This is a genomic window from Neopusillimonas aromaticivorans (genome assembly GCF_030344915.1).
GTDB lineage: Bacteria > Pseudomonadota > Gammaproteobacteria > Burkholderiales > Burkholderiaceae_B > Neopusillimonas > Neopusillimonas aromaticivorans.
This window is the reverse complement of the sequence record NZ_CP128233.1, coordinates 2,229,392-2,248,104: the sequence shown is the minus strand read 5'-3', so window position 1 is coordinate 2,248,104 and position 18,713 is coordinate 2,229,392. Positions and strand designations below refer to the sequence as shown.

11 protein-coding genes and 5 pseudogenes are annotated in these 18,713 nt (G+C 58.9%); 7 read left to right on the top strand and 9 right to left on the bottom strand.

Annotation, left to right across the window (positions count from 1 at the left end):
- Nucleotides 1-100: 100 nt before the first annotated feature.
- Nucleotides 101-2,762 (top strand): annotated as a pseudogene (locus tag N7E01_RS19500) (excinuclease ABC subunit UvrA); the annotation flags it as partial.
- Here the strand turns inward: N7E01_RS19500 and N7E01_RS19495 are convergent.
- Both N7E01_RS19495 and N7E01_RS12400 read right to left on the bottom strand, forming a co-directional pair.
- Nucleotides 2,728-2,856: pseudogene (locus tag N7E01_RS19495) on the bottom strand (tRNA threonylcarbamoyladenosine dehydratase); the annotation flags it as partial. The pseudogenes N7E01_RS19500 and N7E01_RS19495 overlap by 35 nt on opposite strands.
- The gene (locus tag N7E01_RS12400) at nucleotides 2,802-3,629 is read right to left on the bottom strand and encodes a tRNA threonylcarbamoyladenosine dehydratase (protein WP_434089513.1); all 828 of its coding nucleotides are present in this window, start codon (nucleotides 3,627-3,629) and stop codon (nucleotides 2,802-2,804) included. The gene N7E01_RS12400 and the pseudogene N7E01_RS19495, both read right to left, overlap by 55 nt.
- Nucleotides 3,630-3,799: 170 nt before the next feature.
- Between N7E01_RS12400 and N7E01_RS12395 the strand changes: the two genes are divergently transcribed.
- The 3 genes and pseudogenes from N7E01_RS12395 to purU all read left to right on the top strand — a co-directional run bounded on the left by N7E01_RS12395 (nucleotide 3,800) and on the right by purU (nucleotide 5,878).
- Nucleotides 3,800-4,372 carry a gamma-glutamylcyclotransferase gene (locus N7E01_RS12395; protein WP_289175808.1) on the top strand — a complete coding sequence of 191 codons (573 nt, stop codon included), beginning with the start codon at nucleotides 3,800-3,802 and terminating at the stop codon, nucleotides 4,370-4,372.
- A gap of 4 nt (nucleotides 4,373-4,376) precedes the next feature.
- Nucleotides 4,377-5,005, top strand: a pseudogene (gene pdxH / locus N7E01_RS12390) (pyridoxamine 5'-phosphate oxidase).
- Between the two features lie 24 nt (nucleotides 5,006-5,029).
- A complete protein-coding gene (purU, locus tag N7E01_RS12385) occupies nucleotides 5,030-5,878 on the top strand; it encodes a formyltetrahydrofolate deformylase (protein WP_289173092.1) in 849 nt (282 codons plus the stop codon).
- Nucleotides 5,879-5,956: 78 nt separating this feature from the next.
- On the opposite strand, the pseudogene ggt reads toward purU, so the two are convergent.
- Together ggt and N7E01_RS12370 are read right to left on the bottom strand one after the other, a co-directional pair.
- Nucleotides 5,957-7,720, bottom strand: a pseudogene (gene ggt, locus N7E01_RS19490) (gamma-glutamyltransferase).
- Between the two features lie 101 nt (nucleotides 7,721-7,821).
- Nucleotides 7,822-8,747 (bottom strand): annotated as a pseudogene (locus N7E01_RS12370) (LysR substrate-binding domain-containing protein).
- 206 nt (nucleotides 8,748-8,953) lie between these two features.
- Between N7E01_RS12370 and N7E01_RS12365 the strand changes: the two are divergent.
- Complete coding sequence (locus N7E01_RS12365; RefSeq protein WP_289173090.1) at nucleotides 8,954-10,147, top strand: acyl-CoA dehydrogenase; 1,194 nt, start codon at nucleotides 8,954-8,956, stop codon at nucleotides 10,145-10,147.
- 181 nt (nucleotides 10,148-10,328) lie between these two features.
- Here the strand turns inward: N7E01_RS12365 and N7E01_RS12360 are convergent, their stop codons facing one another.
- The 5 genes from N7E01_RS12360 to N7E01_RS12340 form a co-directional block, all read right to left on the bottom strand.
- Complete coding sequence (locus N7E01_RS12360) at nucleotides 10,329-10,778, bottom strand: MaoC family dehydratase (RefSeq protein ID WP_289173089.1); 450 nt, start codon at nucleotides 10,776-10,778, stop codon at nucleotides 10,329-10,331.
- A 33-nt stretch (nucleotides 10,779-10,811) separates the two neighbouring features.
- Complete coding sequence (gene boxA, locus N7E01_RS12355) at nucleotides 10,812-12,083, bottom strand: benzoyl-CoA 2,3-epoxidase subunit BoxA (protein WP_289173088.1); 1,272 nt, start codon at nucleotides 12,081-12,083, stop codon at nucleotides 10,812-10,814.
- A 139-nt stretch (nucleotides 12,084-12,222) separates the two neighbouring features.
- Nucleotides 12,223-13,650, bottom strand: coding sequence for a benzoyl-CoA 2,3-epoxidase subunit BoxB (gene boxB, locus N7E01_RS12350; RefSeq protein ID WP_289173087.1), 1,428 nt, complete (start codon nucleotides 13,648-13,650; stop codon nucleotides 12,223-12,225).
- A 34-nt stretch (nucleotides 13,651-13,684) separates the two neighbouring features.
- Nucleotides 13,685-15,343: a 2,3-epoxybenzoyl-CoA dihydrolase gene (gene boxC / locus N7E01_RS12345; RefSeq protein ID WP_289173086.1), complete on the bottom strand. Its 1,659-nt coding sequence runs from the start codon at nucleotides 15,341-15,343 to the stop codon at nucleotides 13,685-13,687.
- A gap of 129 nt (nucleotides 15,344-15,472) precedes the next feature.
- Nucleotides 15,473-16,375, bottom strand: coding sequence for a helix-turn-helix transcriptional regulator (locus tag N7E01_RS12340; protein WP_289173085.1), 903 nt, complete (start codon nucleotides 16,373-16,375; stop codon nucleotides 15,473-15,475).
- 198 nt (nucleotides 16,376-16,573) lie between these two features.
- Between N7E01_RS12340 and N7E01_RS12335 the strand changes: the two genes are divergently transcribed.
- Together N7E01_RS12335 and N7E01_RS12330 are read left to right on the top strand one after the other, a co-directional pair.
- The gene (locus tag N7E01_RS12335; protein WP_289173084.1) at nucleotides 16,574-17,041 is read left to right on the top strand and encodes a DUF4863 family protein; all 468 of its coding nucleotides are present in this window, start codon (nucleotides 16,574-16,576) and stop codon (nucleotides 17,039-17,041) included.
- A 70-nt stretch (nucleotides 17,042-17,111) separates the two neighbouring features.
- The gene (locus tag N7E01_RS12330) at nucleotides 17,112-18,653 is read left to right on the top strand and encodes a 3,4-dehydroadipyl-CoA semialdehyde dehydrogenase (protein WP_289173083.1); all 1,542 of its coding nucleotides are present in this window, start codon (nucleotides 17,112-17,114) and stop codon (nucleotides 18,651-18,653) included.
- Nucleotides 18,654-18,713: the final 60 nt, after the last annotated feature.

The window sequence follows — 18,713 nt, the reverse complement described above, 5'->3', positions numbered from 1 at the left end:
CACCCATCGCACCGGGAAAATCAGCCCGGACCAGTACCCACGGCAACCCCCGAACACTGGCAACACGACCACCACGGTGGCCGAACCGGCCATGCCCTATGGTCGCAGCGCTGCACACACCATCGACATCCTGAATGCGCGTGAACACAATCTGAAAGGCATCAATGTCCAGATTCCCCGCGACACCTTCACTGTCATCACCGGCGTTTCAGGGTCGGGGAAATCCACATTGGCCTTCGACATCTTGTTCAACGAAGGCCAGCGCCGTTATCTGGAATCATTGAACGCATACGCCCGCGCCATCGTCCAGCCCGCCGGCAAGCCGGACGTGGATGCCATTTATGGCATACCGCCCACCGTCGCGATCGAGCAGCGCACCAGCCGCGGAGGTCGCAAGTCAACGGTGGCCACCATGACTGAAATTCACCATTTCTTGCGCCTGCTGTACGTCAAGCTGGGGACACAAATGTGCCCCGACTGCAACGTACCGGTGCAGTCGCAAACCGCAGAACAGATTGCCGCACAACTGATGCGTGACCACAAGGGGCAGCACATTGGCATCCTGGCCCCGTTGGTGACTGCACGTAAGGGCTATTACACCGATCTGGCCAAATGGGCCTCAGGCAAAGGCTACACCCACCTGCGCGTCGACGGCGAATTCATCCCTGTCAGCCCCTGGCCACGCCTGGACCGCTACAAAGAACACACCATCGAGCTGCCCGTAGCCGACCTGGTAGTCGACCCGGCCAATGAAACCCGCTTGCGCCAGGTGCTGCGCAGTGCCCTGGAGTTCGGTCAAGGCAGCCTGAGCCTGCTCAGCCCGTTGACCCTGCACCCTCACGCCGCCCGGCACACACTGGACATGCTGGTCGAAAAACCGGCACAAACCCATTTTTCAGTGAAACGAGCCTGCCCGTGCTGCGGTACCAGCTTCCTGAGCCCGACCCCCGCCTGTTCTCGTACAACTCGAAGCATGGCTGGTGTACCAGTTGTTATGGCACCGGTCTGCAACTGCACGGGTTTGATGACACCCAGACCGGTGAAGAAACCGCCTGGAACGCGTGGTACGACGGCGAGGCCCAACCCTGCCCGACGTGCCATGGGGAACGGCTAAACCCGGTGGCGCGCGCCTTCCGCTGGCGCGAAAAATCCATCACCCAGCTCACGGCCCAATCGGTCAGCGAAGCCCAGACCTTCTTCAACGGGCTGATCAGCCGTGACCGCGAAGCCGAAATTGCCCGTGACATCCTGACTGAAATCAAGGGTCGGCTGAACTTCATGGAAGACGTCGGCCTGGGCTATCTGGCGCTTGATCGCTCGGCACCCACATTGTCGGGCGGCGAGGCCCAGCGCATCCGTCTGGCAGCGCAGTTGGGTTCAAACCTGCAAGGGGTGTGCTATGTGCTTGACGAACCCACCATCGGCCTGCACCCGCGCGACAATGAAATCCTGCTCAATGCCTTGGCCAAACTGGAAGGCAACGGCAATACCCTGGTGGTAGTCGAGCACGACGAAGACACCATCCGTCGCGCTGCCCACGTCATCGACATGGGGCCCGGTGCCGGGGTTCGCGGTGGCCGGGTTGTGGCACAAGGTACGGTCGATGACCTGATGAACGACCCCCAATCGCTGACCGGGCGCTACCTGAAGCACCCGGTGGTTCACCCGGCCCAGCCCCGCCGCAACGTTGACACCCACGACCGCTGGATTCACTTGACCGGGGCACACCGGCATAACCTGCAGAATGTCGACGTCAACATTCCCGTCGGCCGCTTGACCATTGTCACGGGCGTTTCGGGCTCGGGAAAATCAACACTGGCGCGTGATGTGCTGCTGGATAACCTGGCTCAGGCAGTCGGCAAGAAAACCACACCCCAGTGGCAAGGCTGCACCGCCATTTCAGGGTATGAACAGATTGACCGGGTTCTGGAAGTTGACCAGACGCCCATCGGCAAAACTCCGCGTTCGTGCCCGGCCACCTATGTCGGCTTCTGGGATGACATCCGCAAATTGTTCGCCAACACCCGCGATGCCCGGCTGCGAGGCTGGAGCGCGGCCCGCTTCTCGTTCAATACCGGTGATGGCCGTTGTCCGATCTGCGAAGGCCAGGGCCTGCGCACCATTGAAATGAGCTTTCTGCCGGATGTGAAAGTGCCCTGCGACGCCTGCAACGGCGAACGCTTCAATCGCGATACGCTGGACGTAAAGTGGCAGGATAAAAGTGCCGGCGACCTGCTGAAAATGGATATTGACGATGCCGTGGAACACTTCGCCGCGCATCCGAAAACCCTGCGGGCACTGAAACTGATGCAGGATGTCGGGCTGGGTTACCTGACGCTGGGGCAACCGTCGCCGACGCTTTCGGGGGTGAGGCCCAACGCATCAAACTGGTCACCGAACTGACCAAAGCCCGCCTGACCGACGGCGTCATCACCACCGGCCGGGCCTCCAGTGCCCCGCACACACTGTATGTGCTCGATGAGCCCACCGTCGGGCTATCCATGGCCGATGTCGAAAAACTGACACACGTTCTGCACCGGCTGGTAGATGCGGGCAATACGGTTGTCGTGATCGAGCACAACCTGGACGTGATTGCCGAAGCCGACTGGATTATCGACATGGGGCCCGAAGGCGGTACGCACGGCGGGCGGCTGGTCATGGCCGGTGCACCGGAAACCCTGATGGCTCATGCCGATCAGTCGCATACCGGCCGCGTGCTGAAAACCTTCATGCAAAGCGGCGCGTCAGCAGCCACTGAATAGCCTCGCCGGCGGCGGCCATGCCCATGGCCGCCGTCACCATCACGGCTGACCCGTAACCTGCGCACGACAAGCCCTGGGGCGCGGCAGCCACACCATCAGTGACGCCAGGCGAAACACCGGCACCGGCCACCGGCACCCCGCAGCAGAATCTGCCGTTGGCATGACCGCTGGTGCTGCAGTCGTCTTTGCCCAAAGATCCGGCAAGACGGCAGGCTGGTCAAACCATACGGCCCGCACCCCCATTTTGGGAATACGCCGGGGTGCCTTGCCGGCCGCTGCCGCCGCACGCGGATAACCATGCTGCCGGCGCAGTGTATTGCGCAGCTTGGACAACAACGCATCGTTTTGTGTGACCGACAGGTCGGAGGCACGCAGCGCCGTAACGGCCGTCTTGCCACCGGCCCCGCCGCACACCACGACCGGAACCTGGCGGCGCCGGGCCTCGAGAATCATCGCCAGCTTGGCCGACATCTGGTCAGTGCAATCGATGATGACATCGACATCGGCCGGAAAAATGACGGTCACGTTATCAGGGTCGACAAAATCATCAACAACCACGACACGACAGGCCGGATTGATGCCCACGACCCGGTCGGTCATGGCCTGCACCTTGGACTGCCCCAGGGTCGCCGTCAGGGCATGCAATTGCCGGTTCACATTCGATTCCGCAATGTGGTCCATGTCGATCAGGGTCAGGGCACCGACACCGCAACGGGCCAGCGCTTCGGCACACCATGAGCCTACCCCGCCCAGGCCGGCCACCGCCACATGGGCCCGGCGAAAAATTTCCGGGGCATCGTCTCCGTACAGGCGGGCCAGCCCGGAAAAGCGTCGTTCAGTATCAACAGGTTCTGTAATTTCGGTCATGACGTCGTGGTATGGCGATTCAGGTCGTATTACTATTAGAGCATGCCCGATTCGCGGCCCCTGAAGTTTCCTGCAAGTATCGTGACACACACTCTGCCCTTTTCGCCCCCGGCAACATACCCAGCCCGCACGCATTCCGGCGCCTGACTGACGACGAGCGCCGCGCCTCCATGCTCGACTACATGAGGCATTGGGAAAAAGGCCATGACCTTTGGGTTTTTGGCTACGGCTCACTGGTCTGGCGGCCCGAGTTCGACTACGTTGAACGCCGCCTGGCGCTGGTGCGCGGTTATCATCGTTCGCTGTGCCTGTGGTCACGCATCAATCGCGGCACACCCGAACAACCCGGCCTGGTGTTCGGGCTGGACAACGGCGGCTCATGCCGGGGCATGGTGTATCGTGTTGCCGGCAAGCATGTGCCCGACGTGCTTGATGAACTCTGGAAACGCGAAATGTCCAGCGGTGCCTATGTGCCCAGACACCTGAACTGCCACACCCATCAGGGCCCTGTCGGGGCACTGGTGTTTACCATGGACAAAACCAAAGACGGCTATGTGCGTGGCCTGCAAACCCCGCAACTGGTCGATATTGTCCGCCATGCCTGCGGGTCGTACGGGCCATGTATTGAGTACGTTATTGAAACCGACCGCGCCCTCAAGGGTGCGGGTATCCACGACCACAAGCTTGATGAGCTGGTCCGCCACCTGAACAGCGCCCAAACGCCTGATCGCAACCCAACCTGAAACCATGTCCATCGCTGATATCCGCCAGCAGTACCGAAAAGGTGTACTGCTTGAAAACTCCGTCGCCGACAACCCGTTCGACCAATTCATGCTGTGGTTCGATGAGGCCCTGAAAGCCCAGGTCAACGAGCCCAACGCCATGACCCTGGCCACCGTGGCCAACGGCCAACCCTCGGCGCGCATCGTGCTGCTCAAGGGTTTTGACCAGCAAGGGCCGGTATTTTTCACGAATTATGACTCCGACAAAGGCCGCCAGCTGGCTGACCAGCCCAACGCCGCGCTGCTGTTTTTCTGGCCGGAACTTGAGCGCCAGGTACGGTTTGAAGGTCGGGTCAGCAAAGTGCCTGCGGCTGAGTCCGACGAGTACTACCACAGCCGTCCGCTAGAATCACGTATTGGCGCCTGGGCCTCGCCGCAAAGCCGGCCCATCACACGTGCCGATCTGGACCAGCGCGTTGAAGAATTCACCACCCGTCTGGGCCAGGCCCCGAACGCCCGGCGCACTGGGGCGGCTATCGCCTGACCCCGGTACGCGTCGAGTTCTGGCAAGGCCGGCCCTCACGCCTGCACGACCGCCTGTGCTTCGAGCGACAGCCGCACAACCAGTGGACCTTGCAACGCCTGGCCCCCTGACACCCTGTAACCTGTAACAACACAATGAACGATTACATTCTGACCCTGTCCTGCCCTGACCGTATCGGTATCGTGCATGCCGTCACTGGCTGGCTGCTCGATATCCATGGCAACATTATCGATGCTCAGCAATTTGGCGATACCGAAACCGACCGCTTCTTCTTGCGGGTTCACTTCAAATTACCGCAATACTATGCAGTCGACGCTTTGCAAGAGCGTTTCGCCGGCGTGGCCGAAAAATTCGAAATGCAGGCCAACTTCCATGATGCCCAGCGCAAGTCACGGTTGCTGATTCTGGCCAGCAAACAAGGCCACTGCCTGAATGACCTGCTGTTCCGTACCCATAGCGGCCAACTCAATGTGGAAGTGGTAGGGGTTGTATCAAACCACAATGACCATGCCGGCATGGCGGCCGCCTACGGTCTGCCGTTCCATCACCTGCCTGTTACACCGGAAACCAAACGCGACCAGGAACAGAAAATCCTGGACCTGGTTGATGCCGAAAAAATTGATCTGGTCGTGCTCGCACGGTACATGCAAATCTTGTCGGGTGAAATGTGCAAGGCGTTGTCGGGGCGCGCCATCAATATTCACCACAGCTTCCTGCCCAGCTTCAAAGGCGCCCGCCCCTACCATCAGGCCCACGCCCGCGGGGTCAAGATCATTGGTGCCACAGCGCACTACGTGACGTCAGACCTCGATGAAGGCCCGATCATCGAGCAAGATATCGAGCGCGTTGATCACGCCATGAGCGCGCAACAGCTGACACAAGTAGGAAGTGACGTGGAGTCGCTGGTACTGGCGCGCGCCGTGCGTAGCCATGTCGAGCACCGCATCTTGCTCAACGGCAACCGTACTATCGTTTTCCGTTAAGCTCCGCCGGGGATAAGACTTACCGGGCCAAGGGCCTGCCAGAGTCCAGACCCACCCGAGCCGGAGGCCCTGCCTGGGTCAACGCCCCAATGCCAGACCTTCGCGACGAGGGTCTGCGCCACCCTGCCAACCGGTTCCGGTGCGAACAATGCCATGCAAGCCGCTGGGCAAAGGCCTGATTTCCACATCGTGCCCTTTACCCTTCAACGCGGCAACAACCTCGGTCAGCTTCGTACCTTCCTCGATTTCAGTACCGTAGTTGCGACTGCCCCGGTTCGGCAAATCAATGGCCCGCTGGATATCCAGGCCGTACCCGAGTACCCCGAGCAACGTCTTGGCCACGTAATTGATGATCGCCGTACCACCCGGTGCCCCGATCAGCATGTGCACCTGCCCGTCACGAAATACCATCATGGGTGCCATGGCGCTGCGAGGCCGTTTGCCGGGCTCGACCCGGTTCAACAAAGGACGGCCTTGCGCATCCACACCCGCCAGCGAAAAATCAGTCAGCTGGTTATTCAGCAAAAACCCCTGACCAGCATCTTGTTACCAAACGCCGACTCGACCGACGTCGTCATGGACACCGCGTTGCCCTGCGCGTCGACCACAGAAATATGCGTGGTGGAAGGCAACTCGGCCGACTCGTCCAGGCCAAAGTCGGCCGGGTCGATTCCTGGCGGCGAACCCGGCAAACCCTTTTTCATGGCGCGCTCGGGCGAAATCGCCGCCGCCCGTTGCGCAAGGTAGCCCGGGTCGAGCAAGGCCTTGACGGGCACATCGGCAAAATCAGGATCGGCCACGTACACATCACGATCGGCATACGCCAGCTTGCCGGCTTCGGCAAAGTAATGCACAGCACTGGGCTGAATCGGGGGCATGGTCAAGAACCGGCGTATGCGCCAGCATGCCCAGTATCTGCATCACGGCAATCGGGCCGGAACTGGGTGGCCCGCTGCCACACAAGGTATACACCCGATACCCCGTACAGACGGCCTCGCGGCGAACCACCCGATACGAGGCCATGTCATCCAGCGACAGATGCCCGGGGCGGTCGTGCGCACCGACCGCATCAACAATGGCACGGGCAATCTCCCCGGTATAAAACACATCAACCCCGTGCTGTGCCACCTGGCGGTATACCCGGCCCAGTTCCGGATTGATCAAACGATACCCCACCGGCAGGGCCTGACCATCACGATAGAAATAAGCACCTGCCGACGCACTGGCCTTTAGCCCGCTGCTGCGGGTCAAAAGACCGTGCAGCCGCGGTGACACCTCGAACCCTTGCTCGGCCATTGAAATCGCGGGTTCAAACAACACCGCCCAGGGCAGACGGCCATGGGTTTTGTGCATCTCGGCCAGCCCGCGCAGCAACCCGGGTACACCGACAGACAGCCCGCTATTCACCGCCTCTGGCCAGGACAACGCCTTACCCTGGTGAATGAATTGGCGATAATGCGCGGCCATGGGCGCGGTTTCACGTGCATCAAAACTGGTCAGACGCTGCTCAGCCTGGTCGTACACCAGCATGAAACCACCACCACCGATCCCCGATGACTGGGGCTCGACCAAACCCAGGACCAGTTGCACGGCAATGGCGGCATCAACCGCGTTACCGCCCTTCTCCAGAATGCCGACCCCCACCCGGGTGGCCAATGGATTGGCTGCCGACACCATGAATTGCGTGGCTTCAGCCAGGGTGTGACGAGTCGTTGAGACAGCCGCCTCCGGATCCGGTGGCGGATCAGCGCGCGAGAACGTCGGCAGTACGTTCAGAAGAAAGGCCAGTGCAAGGCCTGCACACCGGGCACGGCGTACCGGACGTGACCGGGTTCGGCCCATTGAACCCAGAGTGACACTGCACCCCAAACCGGAATCCTCCCTTTTCATTCAACTCTCCTTTTCGGGCGACAGCATTGGGGCGCCATTGGAAGTGTCATCGTTCAATTTCCCATGTCTGGTAACCACGGCACCGTCGACTGGGTCGCCACCACCTCATCCAGCCAGGCCTCAAAGACCTTGAGCGCGTCATTGGGCACATGCTGCACCGGATAACTGAAATAGTAAGACTGTCGCATCGGCAATGCCCCGTCAAAAGGCACGACCAGATCGCCCGCCGCCAGCGCCTCGCGCGCCAAAACCGCGGAATCAACCCCACGCCAAGCCCGGCATGTACGGCCGCCAGCACCATCGTAAACAATTCGTAGCGCGGCCCCGCCCCGATGGAGGGATGCCAGTCCAGCCCTTGGGTACGATACCAGTCACGCCACGCATGAGGCCGCGACATCACGTGCAGATGGGTCAGGGATGACAGCCCTTCCGGTGTTGCGCGCGCCGCGTCATAGAGGCGAGGCGCACACACCGGCAGCATCGCCTCTTCATCGAACAACCGTATGCCCTGGGTACCCGGCCAAGGCTGCTCGGCGTGATAGATTGCCGCATCAAACGGGTGATCGGCAAACTGGAACGGCAATGTCCGCACCGACAGACTCACCGCGATGTCAGGGTGACGCGCCTGCAGCAACGGCAAGCGGGGAATCAGCCAGGTGGTGGCCAGCGTGGGCAACACTGCAATATGCAGGCTATGCCCAAGCGCCGCACGCGACATGACACCAAAGGTGTCTTTTTCCAGCTGTTCAAGATGATGCCGCACCCGGCCTGCATATTCAGCCCCTGCATCCGTCAATACAATGCGTCGCCGCACGCGTGTAAACAAGGCCACGCCCAGACGCTCTTCCAGACCACTGACCTGCCGGAACACGGCACTGTGCGTCAGCGACAGCTCTTCGGCCGCCCGCGAGAATGAGCCCAGACGGGCGGTGGCCTCAAACGCCTGCAACGCCCCGAGATTCGGCACCCCTTTTCGCATGACTTCCCCTTTTGCCGGCAATTCAGTATCGTTAACCTGATTGCCCCGTTCAACGTGCGCAATTGTCACGACAATGTGCAATTTTATCAATTGCAATGTGCCTATAACTCACATAACCTGTCGGTATTCGCCGTATTGTTCTTGTCAACGGCTATTTTTTCGGCAAGAATACTTTAAACCTAAACTTTCGACTCGGAGCACACCCTATGTCATCGGCCCCTTCATTCAATTGGGAAGATCCCCTGTTGCTGGATTCGCAACTCACCGAAGAAGAGCGCATGGTCCGCGATGCGGCCTACGCTTACGCACAAGACAAGCTGGCGCCCCGCGTCCTGGAAGCCTTCCGTCACGAAAAAACCGACGCGGCCATTTTCCGCGAAATGGGTGAACTGGGTCTGCTCGGCCCCACCATCCCCACCGAATACGGTGGCTCGGGCCTGAACTACGTCTGCTACGGCCTGATCGCTCGCGAAGTTGAGCGTGTCGACTCAGGCTACCGTTCGATGATGAGCGTGCAATCGTCCTTGGTCATGGTTCCCATCAACGAATTCGGCAGCGAAGCGCAAAAGCAGAAATACCTGCCCAAGCTGGCCAGCGGCGAATGGATTGGCTGTTTCGGCCTGACCGAACCCAACCACGGTTCCGACCCCGGCGGCATGGAAACACGTGCTGTCAAAACGGCTAACGGCTACAAGCTGTCAGGCGCAAAAATGTGGATCACCAACTCGCCCATCGCCGACGTTTTCGTCGTCTGGGCCAAGTGCGTTGGCGGTGACTTCGACGGCAAGATCCGCGGCTTCATTCTTGAAAAAGGCATGAAAGGCCTGTCGGCACCGGCTATCCACGGCAAAGTCGGCCTGCGTGCTTCCATCACCGGCGAAATCGTCATGGACGAAGTCGAGGTCAGCGACGAACAGATGATGCCCGGCGTATCCGGTCTTCGTGGCCCGTTCACCTGCCTGAACTCGGCACGCTATGGTATTGCCTGGGGTGCCTTGGGTGCGGCAGAGTTCTGCTGGCACACCGCCCGTCAGTACACCCTCGACCGCAAACAGTTTGGTCGCCCTCTGGCCCAGAACCAGCTCATCCAGAAAAAACTGGCTGACATGCAAACCGAAATCACGCTGGCCCTGCAAGGCTGCCTGCGTTTGGGCCGCATGAAAGATGAAGGCACGGCTGCTGTCGAAATCACCTCGATCATGAAACGCAATTCATGCGGCAAGTCGCTCGACATCGCCCGCATGGCCCGCGACATGCTGGGTGGCAACGGTATCTCTGATGAATTCGGCGTTGCCCGTCACCTGGTCAACCTGGAGGTCGTCAACACCTACGAAGGTACACACGACGTTCACGCCCTCATCCTGGGTCGTGCCCAAACCGGTCTGCAAGCGTTCTTCTGATCGGCCCCCGGCCGGCGCAAATCGGGTGCTGTTGTAAAACGTAAACAACGCCCGGCTGCTACCCGGTCATGTGTTGCAAACATGAAGCGGTGCCATTGCTTGTCGCAATGGCACCAAAACAAAGACCCCGCCAACACTACGTTGGCGGGGTCTTTGTTTTGGCCAGCTATGTATCGGGGTTTCAGGAAGCCGCTGACGTACCCAGATCAAAAAGGCTGGTGGCCTCAACCTCAAGAACCTGCTCGTTGTTCTGGTTGAACATGCTCCAGGTCCAGCGCAAAATGCCCAGATCGCTGCGCGTGGACGACACACGCACCGAATCAACGTGCATTTCAAGACGCAAGGCATCTCCAGGACGCGTTGGCAACATCCAGCGCACCTTATCGACACCCGGCGACGCAAAGCTTTCTGAATCGTGCAATACGGCATCGACAGCCATGCGCATGGCCAGACTGCAGGTTAGCCAGCCACTGCCGATGATACCGCCCCAACGCCCCTTCCGGGCCGCCTCGGGATCAGTATGAAACCACTGGGGATCGAACTTTTGGGCAAAGTCGATCATCTCGGCTTCGGTTACCACAACAGGAGGGTGGTGCAAGACCTGCCCAACCTGAAACTCACTGAATTTCATATCACACGACCTGTTTCAAGAAAGTGATCAAGATTAGTAAGTCTCGAAGTGTAGCCGACCTTTGGCTTTAAGTTCTGCGTGCATGTCTTCCCAGTTGCGGCCACTTTCGGTAACGATGTCTTTCAGGGCCGACAGCACACCCTCTTCCATCCCTTTCAAACCACACACATAGACGCAGGTTTTACTGTCTTTCAACAGATTCATCACATCGTGCGCGCGTTCGCGAATGAGGTCCTGCACGTATTTCTTGGGCTTGTCGGCTGAACGCGACAACGCCAGGTTCACATCGATAAAGTCTTTGGGCAGGTTCATCAACGGACCAAAGTACGGCAGTTCACGTTCAGTGCGGGCACCGAAGAACAGCATCAAGGTGCCATTGAACTTATTCTCTTTGGTCAGGCGACGACAGCGTTCGGTCATGGCACGCATGGGGGCTGCACCGGTGCCGGTACAAATCATCACGATGTTGGCATCGGGCTGGTTTGGCATCAGGAAACTGCTGCCGAACGGACCAATGACCTTGACGACGTCATTTTTCTGCAAATCGCACAGGTAGTTTGAACACACGCCATCAACCGGGTTGCTGTCGTGACCGGCACGAACACGCTTCACGGTAATGGACAGGTTGTTATAACCGGGACGTTCGCCGTCACGCGGGCTGGCGATGGAGTACTGGCGTGCATGGTGCGCCCGCCCGTTGGCATCGTTGCCGGGCGGGAAGATCGCAATTGACTGCCCCTCGAGGACTGGCATGGGGTTGTCGCCAAAATCAAGCACGATATGATGAATGTCGCTTTCGGTATCGCTGTCGGTAACGCGGTAATTACCCACCACGGTGGCGCTGACCGGATTCTTGTGGGTATACCAGTTGACATACGGGTGGGCTGCCGACCAAGGCGGAATACTGGCGCCTGCGGCAGTAAACGGCGTATTGGCGACATTCGTCAGCGCGGCCTCATCCGCCGACAAGGCTTCGGCGGGAACCACTTCCACCGGCTCGGACATGTCTTGAGCTACACCCTCGGGGACTTCCTGTGGCTCGGGCAATTCATTCCAGGTGAACTGCTCTTCTACGGAATAGGTATTGGTGCTGAGCACCTGAATCCAGTTGTCGATGGCACCCGTCGGACAGGGCGGCACACAAGCCATACAGTCATTGCAAATGCTGTCATCAACCACATAGTTGTTGACATCATGTGTGATCGCATCAATCGGGCAACTTTCTTCACACGTATTGCAACGAATACAGATTTCAGGGTCGATCAGGTGCTGCTTTTTAACGGTAACGGCCGACGCTGCTGTCATCAAGAGTCTCCTTGGCGGACGCACTGCGGCGTAAGGCCGACACATGCGACTTTTATACAAACGGGTATGCTAAATCGATAATCGGGCGAATGCCAGAGCACGCGCCCGATTACAGGGTACTACGAGTCAGTAAAACGGATTAGTTGAAACGAACGTAGTCGAAGTCAACGGGCTGACGGTTGATGCCCATGACCGGAGGCGAAATCCAGTTGGCAAACTTGCCGGGCTCTACCACACGACCCATCAGGGAAGCCACGAATGCACGGTCTTCCGGAGTGGGCAGCCAGTTGTCAACGTTGGCTTTCCATTGTTCTTCGGTCAGCACGGTACCGTCCGGCGAGACACGGATCCCCGACAGGGTGCCGATCTTGCGGTTGAACGCTTTGTGCGGAACGGTAAGGCGGAAGTCAATGCCCGCTTTTTCCAGAACCTTGTTCCAACGCTGGACACCGGCCATCGAGTCACGGATATAGTCGTCACGCAGAACTTCGTTCAGTGCGTTGAGCATAGGCACTTCGACTTCGTTCAACTTGCCGTCCTTGACTTCCAGAACGCGGTAAGTGTCGTTCTTGAGGATGTGGTCGTCTGTGCGTTTACCTTCTTCGAAGCGGCCTTTCAGACCGGTTGTGTAGAACGTAGCGGCATTGGACGACTGGTCGGCACCGAACAGGTCGATCGTGACGCTGAAGTGGAAGTTCAGATAGCGCTGGATGGTCGGCAGATCGATGACACCGGCACGGCGGATTGCGGCGGGGTCGTCGGTCTTGAGCTCGTTCATGACCTGTGCCGTACGCTGCAGAACACGCGAGACACCCGACTCACCCACGAACATGTGGTGTGCTTCTTCGGTCAGCATGAACTTCGTCGTACGCGCCAGCGGATCGAAAGCCGATTCAGCCAAGGCACAGAGCTGGAACTTGCCGTCACGGTCAGTGAAATACGTGAACATGTAGAACGCCAGCCAGTCGGGCGTTTTTTCATTGAAGGCACCCAGAATACGGGGGCTTTCCTCGCTGCCCGAATTGCGCTGCAACAGTGCATCGGCCTCTTCACGGCCATCACGCCCGAAGTAGCGGTGCAACAGATAAACCATGGCCCACAGGTGACGCCCTTCTTCAACGTTGACCTGGAACAGGTTGCGCAGGTCGTACTGCGAAGGCGCGGTCAGGCCCAGGTGACGCTGCTGCTCGACCGATGCGGGCTCGGTGTCGCCCTGGGTCACGATAATGCGGCGCAGGTTCGCACGGTATTCGCCCGGCGCATCTTGCCATGCGGCTTCGCCCATGTGCTCGCCAAAGTGAATCTTGCGGTCTTGCTCGGGCGGCGTCAGGAAAATGCCCCAACGGTAATCGGGCATCTTGACGTGTTCAAAGTGGGCCCAGCCGCTCGGATCGACGCTGACTGCAGTACGCAGGTAAACGTCCATGTTCTGCGACGATTCAGGACCCATGTCGGCCCACCACTTCAGGTAGTTGGGCTGCCAGTGCTCAAGCGCGCGCTGCAATGTGCGGTCGCTGGACAGGTTGACATTATTGGGGATCTTTTCTGAGTAATTGATACCGGCCATCTTGTTGACTCCTGTAGATTTTATCGTCGTAGACTTACACACGATTCCAGTCAAAGCTGGGTTTCTCACCTTTGCCGTAAAGCTTGAGGGCACCTTTTTCACCCGAAGCATTCGGCCGATAGAAGATCCAGTTCTGCCAGGCCGACAAGCGACCAAACACACGGGTTTCCATCGTTTCTTTCACGCCAAAGCGCAAATTGGCTTCCAGACCTGTCAGCGAATCAGGCGACAGGGCGACACGCTCTTCAAGCGCGATACGGATTTCATCAGCCCAATCAAGATCATCAAGGGCAAACGTAATCAGGCCCAGTTTCTCGGCTTCGGCAGGCGACAGCGTCTGGCCGATGACGGCACGAACCGCGTCCAGTGCAGGTGCTTCTTCGTAGAAGCGGCGTTCGAGGCGGGACTGGGCACTGACCATGGGGTACGTACCAAAGTTCAGTTCATTTGCAACGATCTGTGCCGGCGTGTCGGTTTCAGGATCGTCAAGCATATAGGTGCGGTCAGCGGCCAATGCCAGCTCAAGCAGCGTGCCGGCGAAACATGAACCCGGTTCGATCAGGGCAAACAGCGAGCGCGAGGTCACATCCAGGCGGGCCAGCGTGCGACGCAGCATACCGGTGGTTTCACGAACGAACCAATTGTCTGCAAATTTTTGCAGCGTTGCATCTGCGGCCAGAACACGGCCTGCATCACCCTCGGTCTTGAGGACCCAGGTGCCGATATCGAGCTCGTTGGAGCGCAATTGCAGGATGGCGTCGTCGAGCTCACGTGCCATTTGCAGAGGCCACCATGCAGCGCCCTGGGCTTCGATGGCAGCGATATCAGTCGGCACATCGGCATCAGGCGCCTTGACAACCAGGGTAGCGATACGCTGGTTGCGGTCGATGGTGACCTGCACAAATTTATAGGTCAGGGCATCGGCACTGTCTTCGCGCTGAACGGGTGTCAGGGCAACCCCTTTGGCACCGACAGGGCGGTTGCTGGTCGCCGCCAGTTCAGCCGCACGCTTTTTAACGCCTTCCGCGAACAGGTTGGGCTTGATGACGTCGTCAACCAGGCGCCATTCTTTGGCACGTTCGCCACGCACACCCTCTACCAGAGTGCAGAAGATGTCGGCACGGTCATGACGGACCTTGCGCTTGTCAGTAACACGGGTCAGACCACCGGTACCAGGCAACACGCCCAGCAAGGGCACCTCGGGCAATGAAACAGCCGACGAACGGTCATCGATCAGAAGGATTTCATCGCAGGCCAGTGCCACTTCGTAGCCACCGCCGGCACACGCACCGTTGACGGCAGCAATGAACTTGAGACCGCTGTGACGGCTGGAGTCTTCGATGCCGTTACGGGTTTCGTTGGTGAATTTACAGAAGTTGACTTTCCAGGCGTGAGAGGAGAGACCCAGCATGAAAATATTGGCGCCCGAGCAGAAAATGCGGTCTTTATTGCTGGTCAGGACAACCGTGCGAACTTCAGGATGCTCGAAGCGGATACGCTGAAGGGCGTCGTGCAACTCGATATCCACCCCCAGGTCATACGAGTTCAGCTTGAGCTTGTAACCAGGACGCAGGCCTGCATCTTCATTGACGTCCATTGCCAGGGTGGCAACTTCACCGTCAAAACTCAAATCCCAGTGCTTGTACTGACTGGGGTCGGTGCGAAAATCTACGCGGGATGCGGCTTGAGTCATGGATTAGTCTCCTCTGTGTAAAGCTGAATAATAGTGCATCTGATGAATTTTTGTGCATCATAATGCAACTCTTTGATGACGTCAACAAAACACATGCAAAAAAATGCATGTTTGGAAAAATACTGCGGGTCAAACCAGCGAAAGCCCCGCGACTTCCCGGATGTGGGCACGCAAACGTTCAAACGCGTCCGTCAAACCCACCTGACTGGTCATACAGGTGTAATCGGCCTTGGAGTAAAAGGCCTCACGACCGGCAAGAATGCGTTTGAGGTCGAGCATGGCTTCGTTGTTGCCCGCCATGGGGCGAAAATCACCCTGCGCCATGACCCGGGCCATGTGGTCTTCCGGAGTGGCCTTGACCCACACGGTATAGCAATGCGACAGCAGAACATTCAATGTAGAGGGCTCTGAAACAATGCCGCCAGGCGTTGCCAGAACCATTTCGGGATACAACTGCAAAGCTTCTTCAAGCGCACGCTTTTCGTAGCGCCGATACGCGGTGGGGCCGTACAGGCTGTAGATTTCGAGAATCCGGCACCCCGCCACACGCTCGATTTCATCACTCAGTTCGATGAACGGGTAACCGATATCGGCCGCCAGCATGCGCCCCAGCGTTGACTTGCCCGCGCCACGCAACCCTACCATCGCTACCTGACGGGCACGGTTACGGCTGCTGCCGGCAACCTGCCCTGAAAACAAGTCGGCCAAAGCCTCGCGGGCACGCTGCAGATCGGGTTCGGAGCGGCCTTGCAGCAATTCGCGAATCAACAGCCACTCGGGGCTGGACGTGGAGACATCGCCCACCAGTTCAGCCAAAGCGCAATTGAAGGCATTGGCAATCTGCAACAGCACCAGAATGGAGACATTACCCAGCCCACGCTCAAGATTGGCCAGATGGCGTTCGGACACACTGGCAGCACGCGCCAGTTCTTTGCGCGTCAGGCCACGGATGGCACGCAAACGACGCACCCGCTCGCCCAACGCAATGAGGTAGGGATCGCGATCATGGCTGCCTGTTTCGTCGTTGACCAAAAGCGGTTGACCTAATGTTTTATTGTTCACCCAGATTTACCCTAAGGATTGGCGCACATGCATTATAATGCTTGACAAGCCCGAATAAAAGCCCTAATTTTGAGCCTTGTCGCGATAGCATGAACCGGAACTCCGGCATTTTAGTTCCATTCACCTTATTGGCCCGACTCTCGCACCGGCAGAACAGGAAGCATCAGAATGAACACAGAGACATTTCAGCAGCTCATCCAGCACATCACTGATCACATCGGCAACCGGCCACTCGACAAAGCCTTGCAAGATGATCTGAACACCACTTTCCCTGCAGACGGCGCAGTGTTCAGGCAAATTGCCGACGCCTGCAAAACCGGCGTTGCCGAGGGCTGGATGTGCCAATATGAAGCCGGCGGTCTGCGCTATGGCCGCGTTATCAAGCCCTCAGAGGCGCTCAACGGGTTCTCGGTTGATGTTGTCGACATGAAAGATATTGCCGGTCCACACCACCGTCACCCGAATGGCGAAATTGACCTGATCATGCCCGTCGACGATGGCGCCTGTTTCGACGGCCAGCCTGCCGGCTGGCTGGTGTACGGCCCCGATACCGCCCATAGCCCAACCGTTACCAAGGGCGAAGCCCTGGTGCTGTACCTGCTGCCGCAAGGGGCGATCGAATTCACGAAACGGTAAGCCGCCAATCGGTTGCCACGACAGCAGTGGCACGCCACCCCACCCTTATCTAGCCCAGGAAACATCCGTAATGACGAAACTCGCAAACTACCTCGAAGGCCGCTGGCAAGAAGGTGCCGGCGCAGGAGCTCCCGTGCTGGACCCGGTTACCGGCGAAACACTGGCTACCGTCAGTGCCGACGGCCTTGATATGGCTGCTGCCTATGCCTTTGCCCGCGAAAAGGGCGGCACGGCGCTGCGCGCACTCAGCTACGCCCAGCGCGCTGAACTGCTGTCCGCCATCGTCAAGGTTCTGCAGGCCAATCGCGACAAGTATTTTGAAATTTCCCTGAAAAACTCGGGTACCGTACAAAACGACAGCGGCGTTGACGTCGATGGCGGCATCTACACCCTGTCGTACTATGCCAAACTGGGCAGCAAACTGACCGCCAAAGCCCTCATGGCTGACGGCACCCCCGACGCCCTGGCGCGTGATAACGCCTTTGCCACCCAGCACATTCTGGTGCCTGCCCATGGGCTGGCGCTGTTCATCAACGCGTTCAACTTCCCGTCATGGGGCCTGTGGGAAAAGGCAGCGGCTGCCCTGCTTTCAGGCGTGCCGGTGGTCGCCAAACCGGCCTCGGCCACCGCCTGGCTGACCCACGAAATGGTCAAAGACGTCATTGACGCCAATATCCTGCCCACTGGCGCCCTGAATATCGTCTGCGGCCGGCCCGCCGGCATGCTGGATGCGCTGGACCCTCTCGACCTCGTATCTTTCACCGGTTCGGCCGACACCGCGGCCTCATTGCGCGACCATCCGAAAATCAAGCACGAAGGCGTACGTTTCAATGCTGAAACCGACAGCGTCAACAGCGCCATTCTTGGCCCAGACGCCGATGACGACGCCATGGGCCTGCTGGTACGTGAGGTGGTGCGTGAACTGACCATCAAGTCGGGTCAGAAATGCACGGCCATCCGGCGCATCATGGTTCCCGAATCCCGCTATGCGGCTGTTGCCGCGGCGCTGGCCGACAAGCTCAAGGGCATTACCGTCGGCGACCCGCGCAACGAAAACATCCGTATGGGCAGTCTGGTCAGCACGTCACAACGCGACGCCATTTTGCAAGGCATCAGCCAGCTGGAAGCCTGTAGCGATATCCTCTTCGATGGCCGCAAAGACATTGCCATTCAGGCCGACCACGCCAATCACGCCATCGTCCCTCCAGTTGTATTCGGGACCACCACACCCGACACCCACCCGCTGGTTCACCAAATGGAAGTGTTCGGTCCGGTCGCCACGCTGATGCCTTACCGCGATACCGATCACGCACTGGCGCTGGCCCGTCGCGGCATGGGTTCACTGGTAGCGTCGGTGTACAGCAACGACAGCACGTTTCTGGCCCAGGCCGCCGTGGCCCTGGCCGAAAGCCATGGTCGGGTGCACCTGATCAATAACGACGTCGCCAAAGTACAAACCGGTCATGGCAATGTCATGCCGCAGTCCAATCATGGCGGTCCAGGCCGTGCCGGCGGCGGTGAAGAGCTTGGCGGTCTGCGTGCGCTGCGTTTCTATCACCGCCTTGCTGCTGTTCAGGGTGCTCCAGGCGTCCTCGAAGCCATCGTGAATTAATCGAATTTCCGCCCGGCCAACAATAAAAGCAACCTGGCCGGGTGCCGCCCCATCCTCGGA

Bases quoted from the DNA above. Each gene is read 5' to 3' on its own strand.
- N7E01_RS12365 (WP_289173090.1), top strand. From the start codon at position 8,954: ATGTCATCGGCCCCTTCATTCAATTGGGAAGATCCCCTGTTGCTGGAT.
- N7E01_RS12330 (WP_289173083.1), top strand. From the start codon at position 17,112: ATGACGAAACTCGCAAACTACCTCGAAGGCCGCTGGCAAGAAGGTGCC.
- boxA (WP_289173088.1), bottom strand. From the start codon at position 12,083: ATGACAGCAGCGTCGGCCGTTACCGTTAAAAAGCAGCACCTGATCGAC.
- boxB (WP_289173087.1), bottom strand. From the start codon at position 13,650: ATGGCCGGTATCAATTACTCAGAAAAGATCCCCAATAATGTCAACCTG.
- boxC (WP_289173086.1), bottom strand. From the start codon at position 15,343: ATGACTCAAGCCGCATCCCGCGTAGATTTTCGCACCGACCCCAGTCAG.
- N7E01_RS12400 (WP_434089513.1), bottom strand. From the start codon at position 3,629: ATGACCGAAATTACAGAACCTGTTGATACTGAACGACGCTTTTCCGGG.
- purU (WP_289173092.1), top strand. From the start codon at position 5,030: ATGAACGATTACATTCTGACCCTGTCCTGCCCTGACCGTATCGGTATC.
- N7E01_RS12395 (WP_289175808.1), top strand. From the start codon at position 3,800: ATGCTCGACTACATGAGGCATTGGGAAAAAGGCCATGACCTTTGGGTT.
- N7E01_RS12360 (WP_289173089.1), bottom strand. From the start codon at position 10,778: ATGAAATTCAGTGAGTTTCAGGTTGGGCAGGTCTTGCACCACCCTCCT.
- N7E01_RS12335 (WP_289173084.1), top strand. From the start codon at position 16,574: ATGAACACAGAGACATTTCAGCAGCTCATCCAGCACATCACTGATCAC.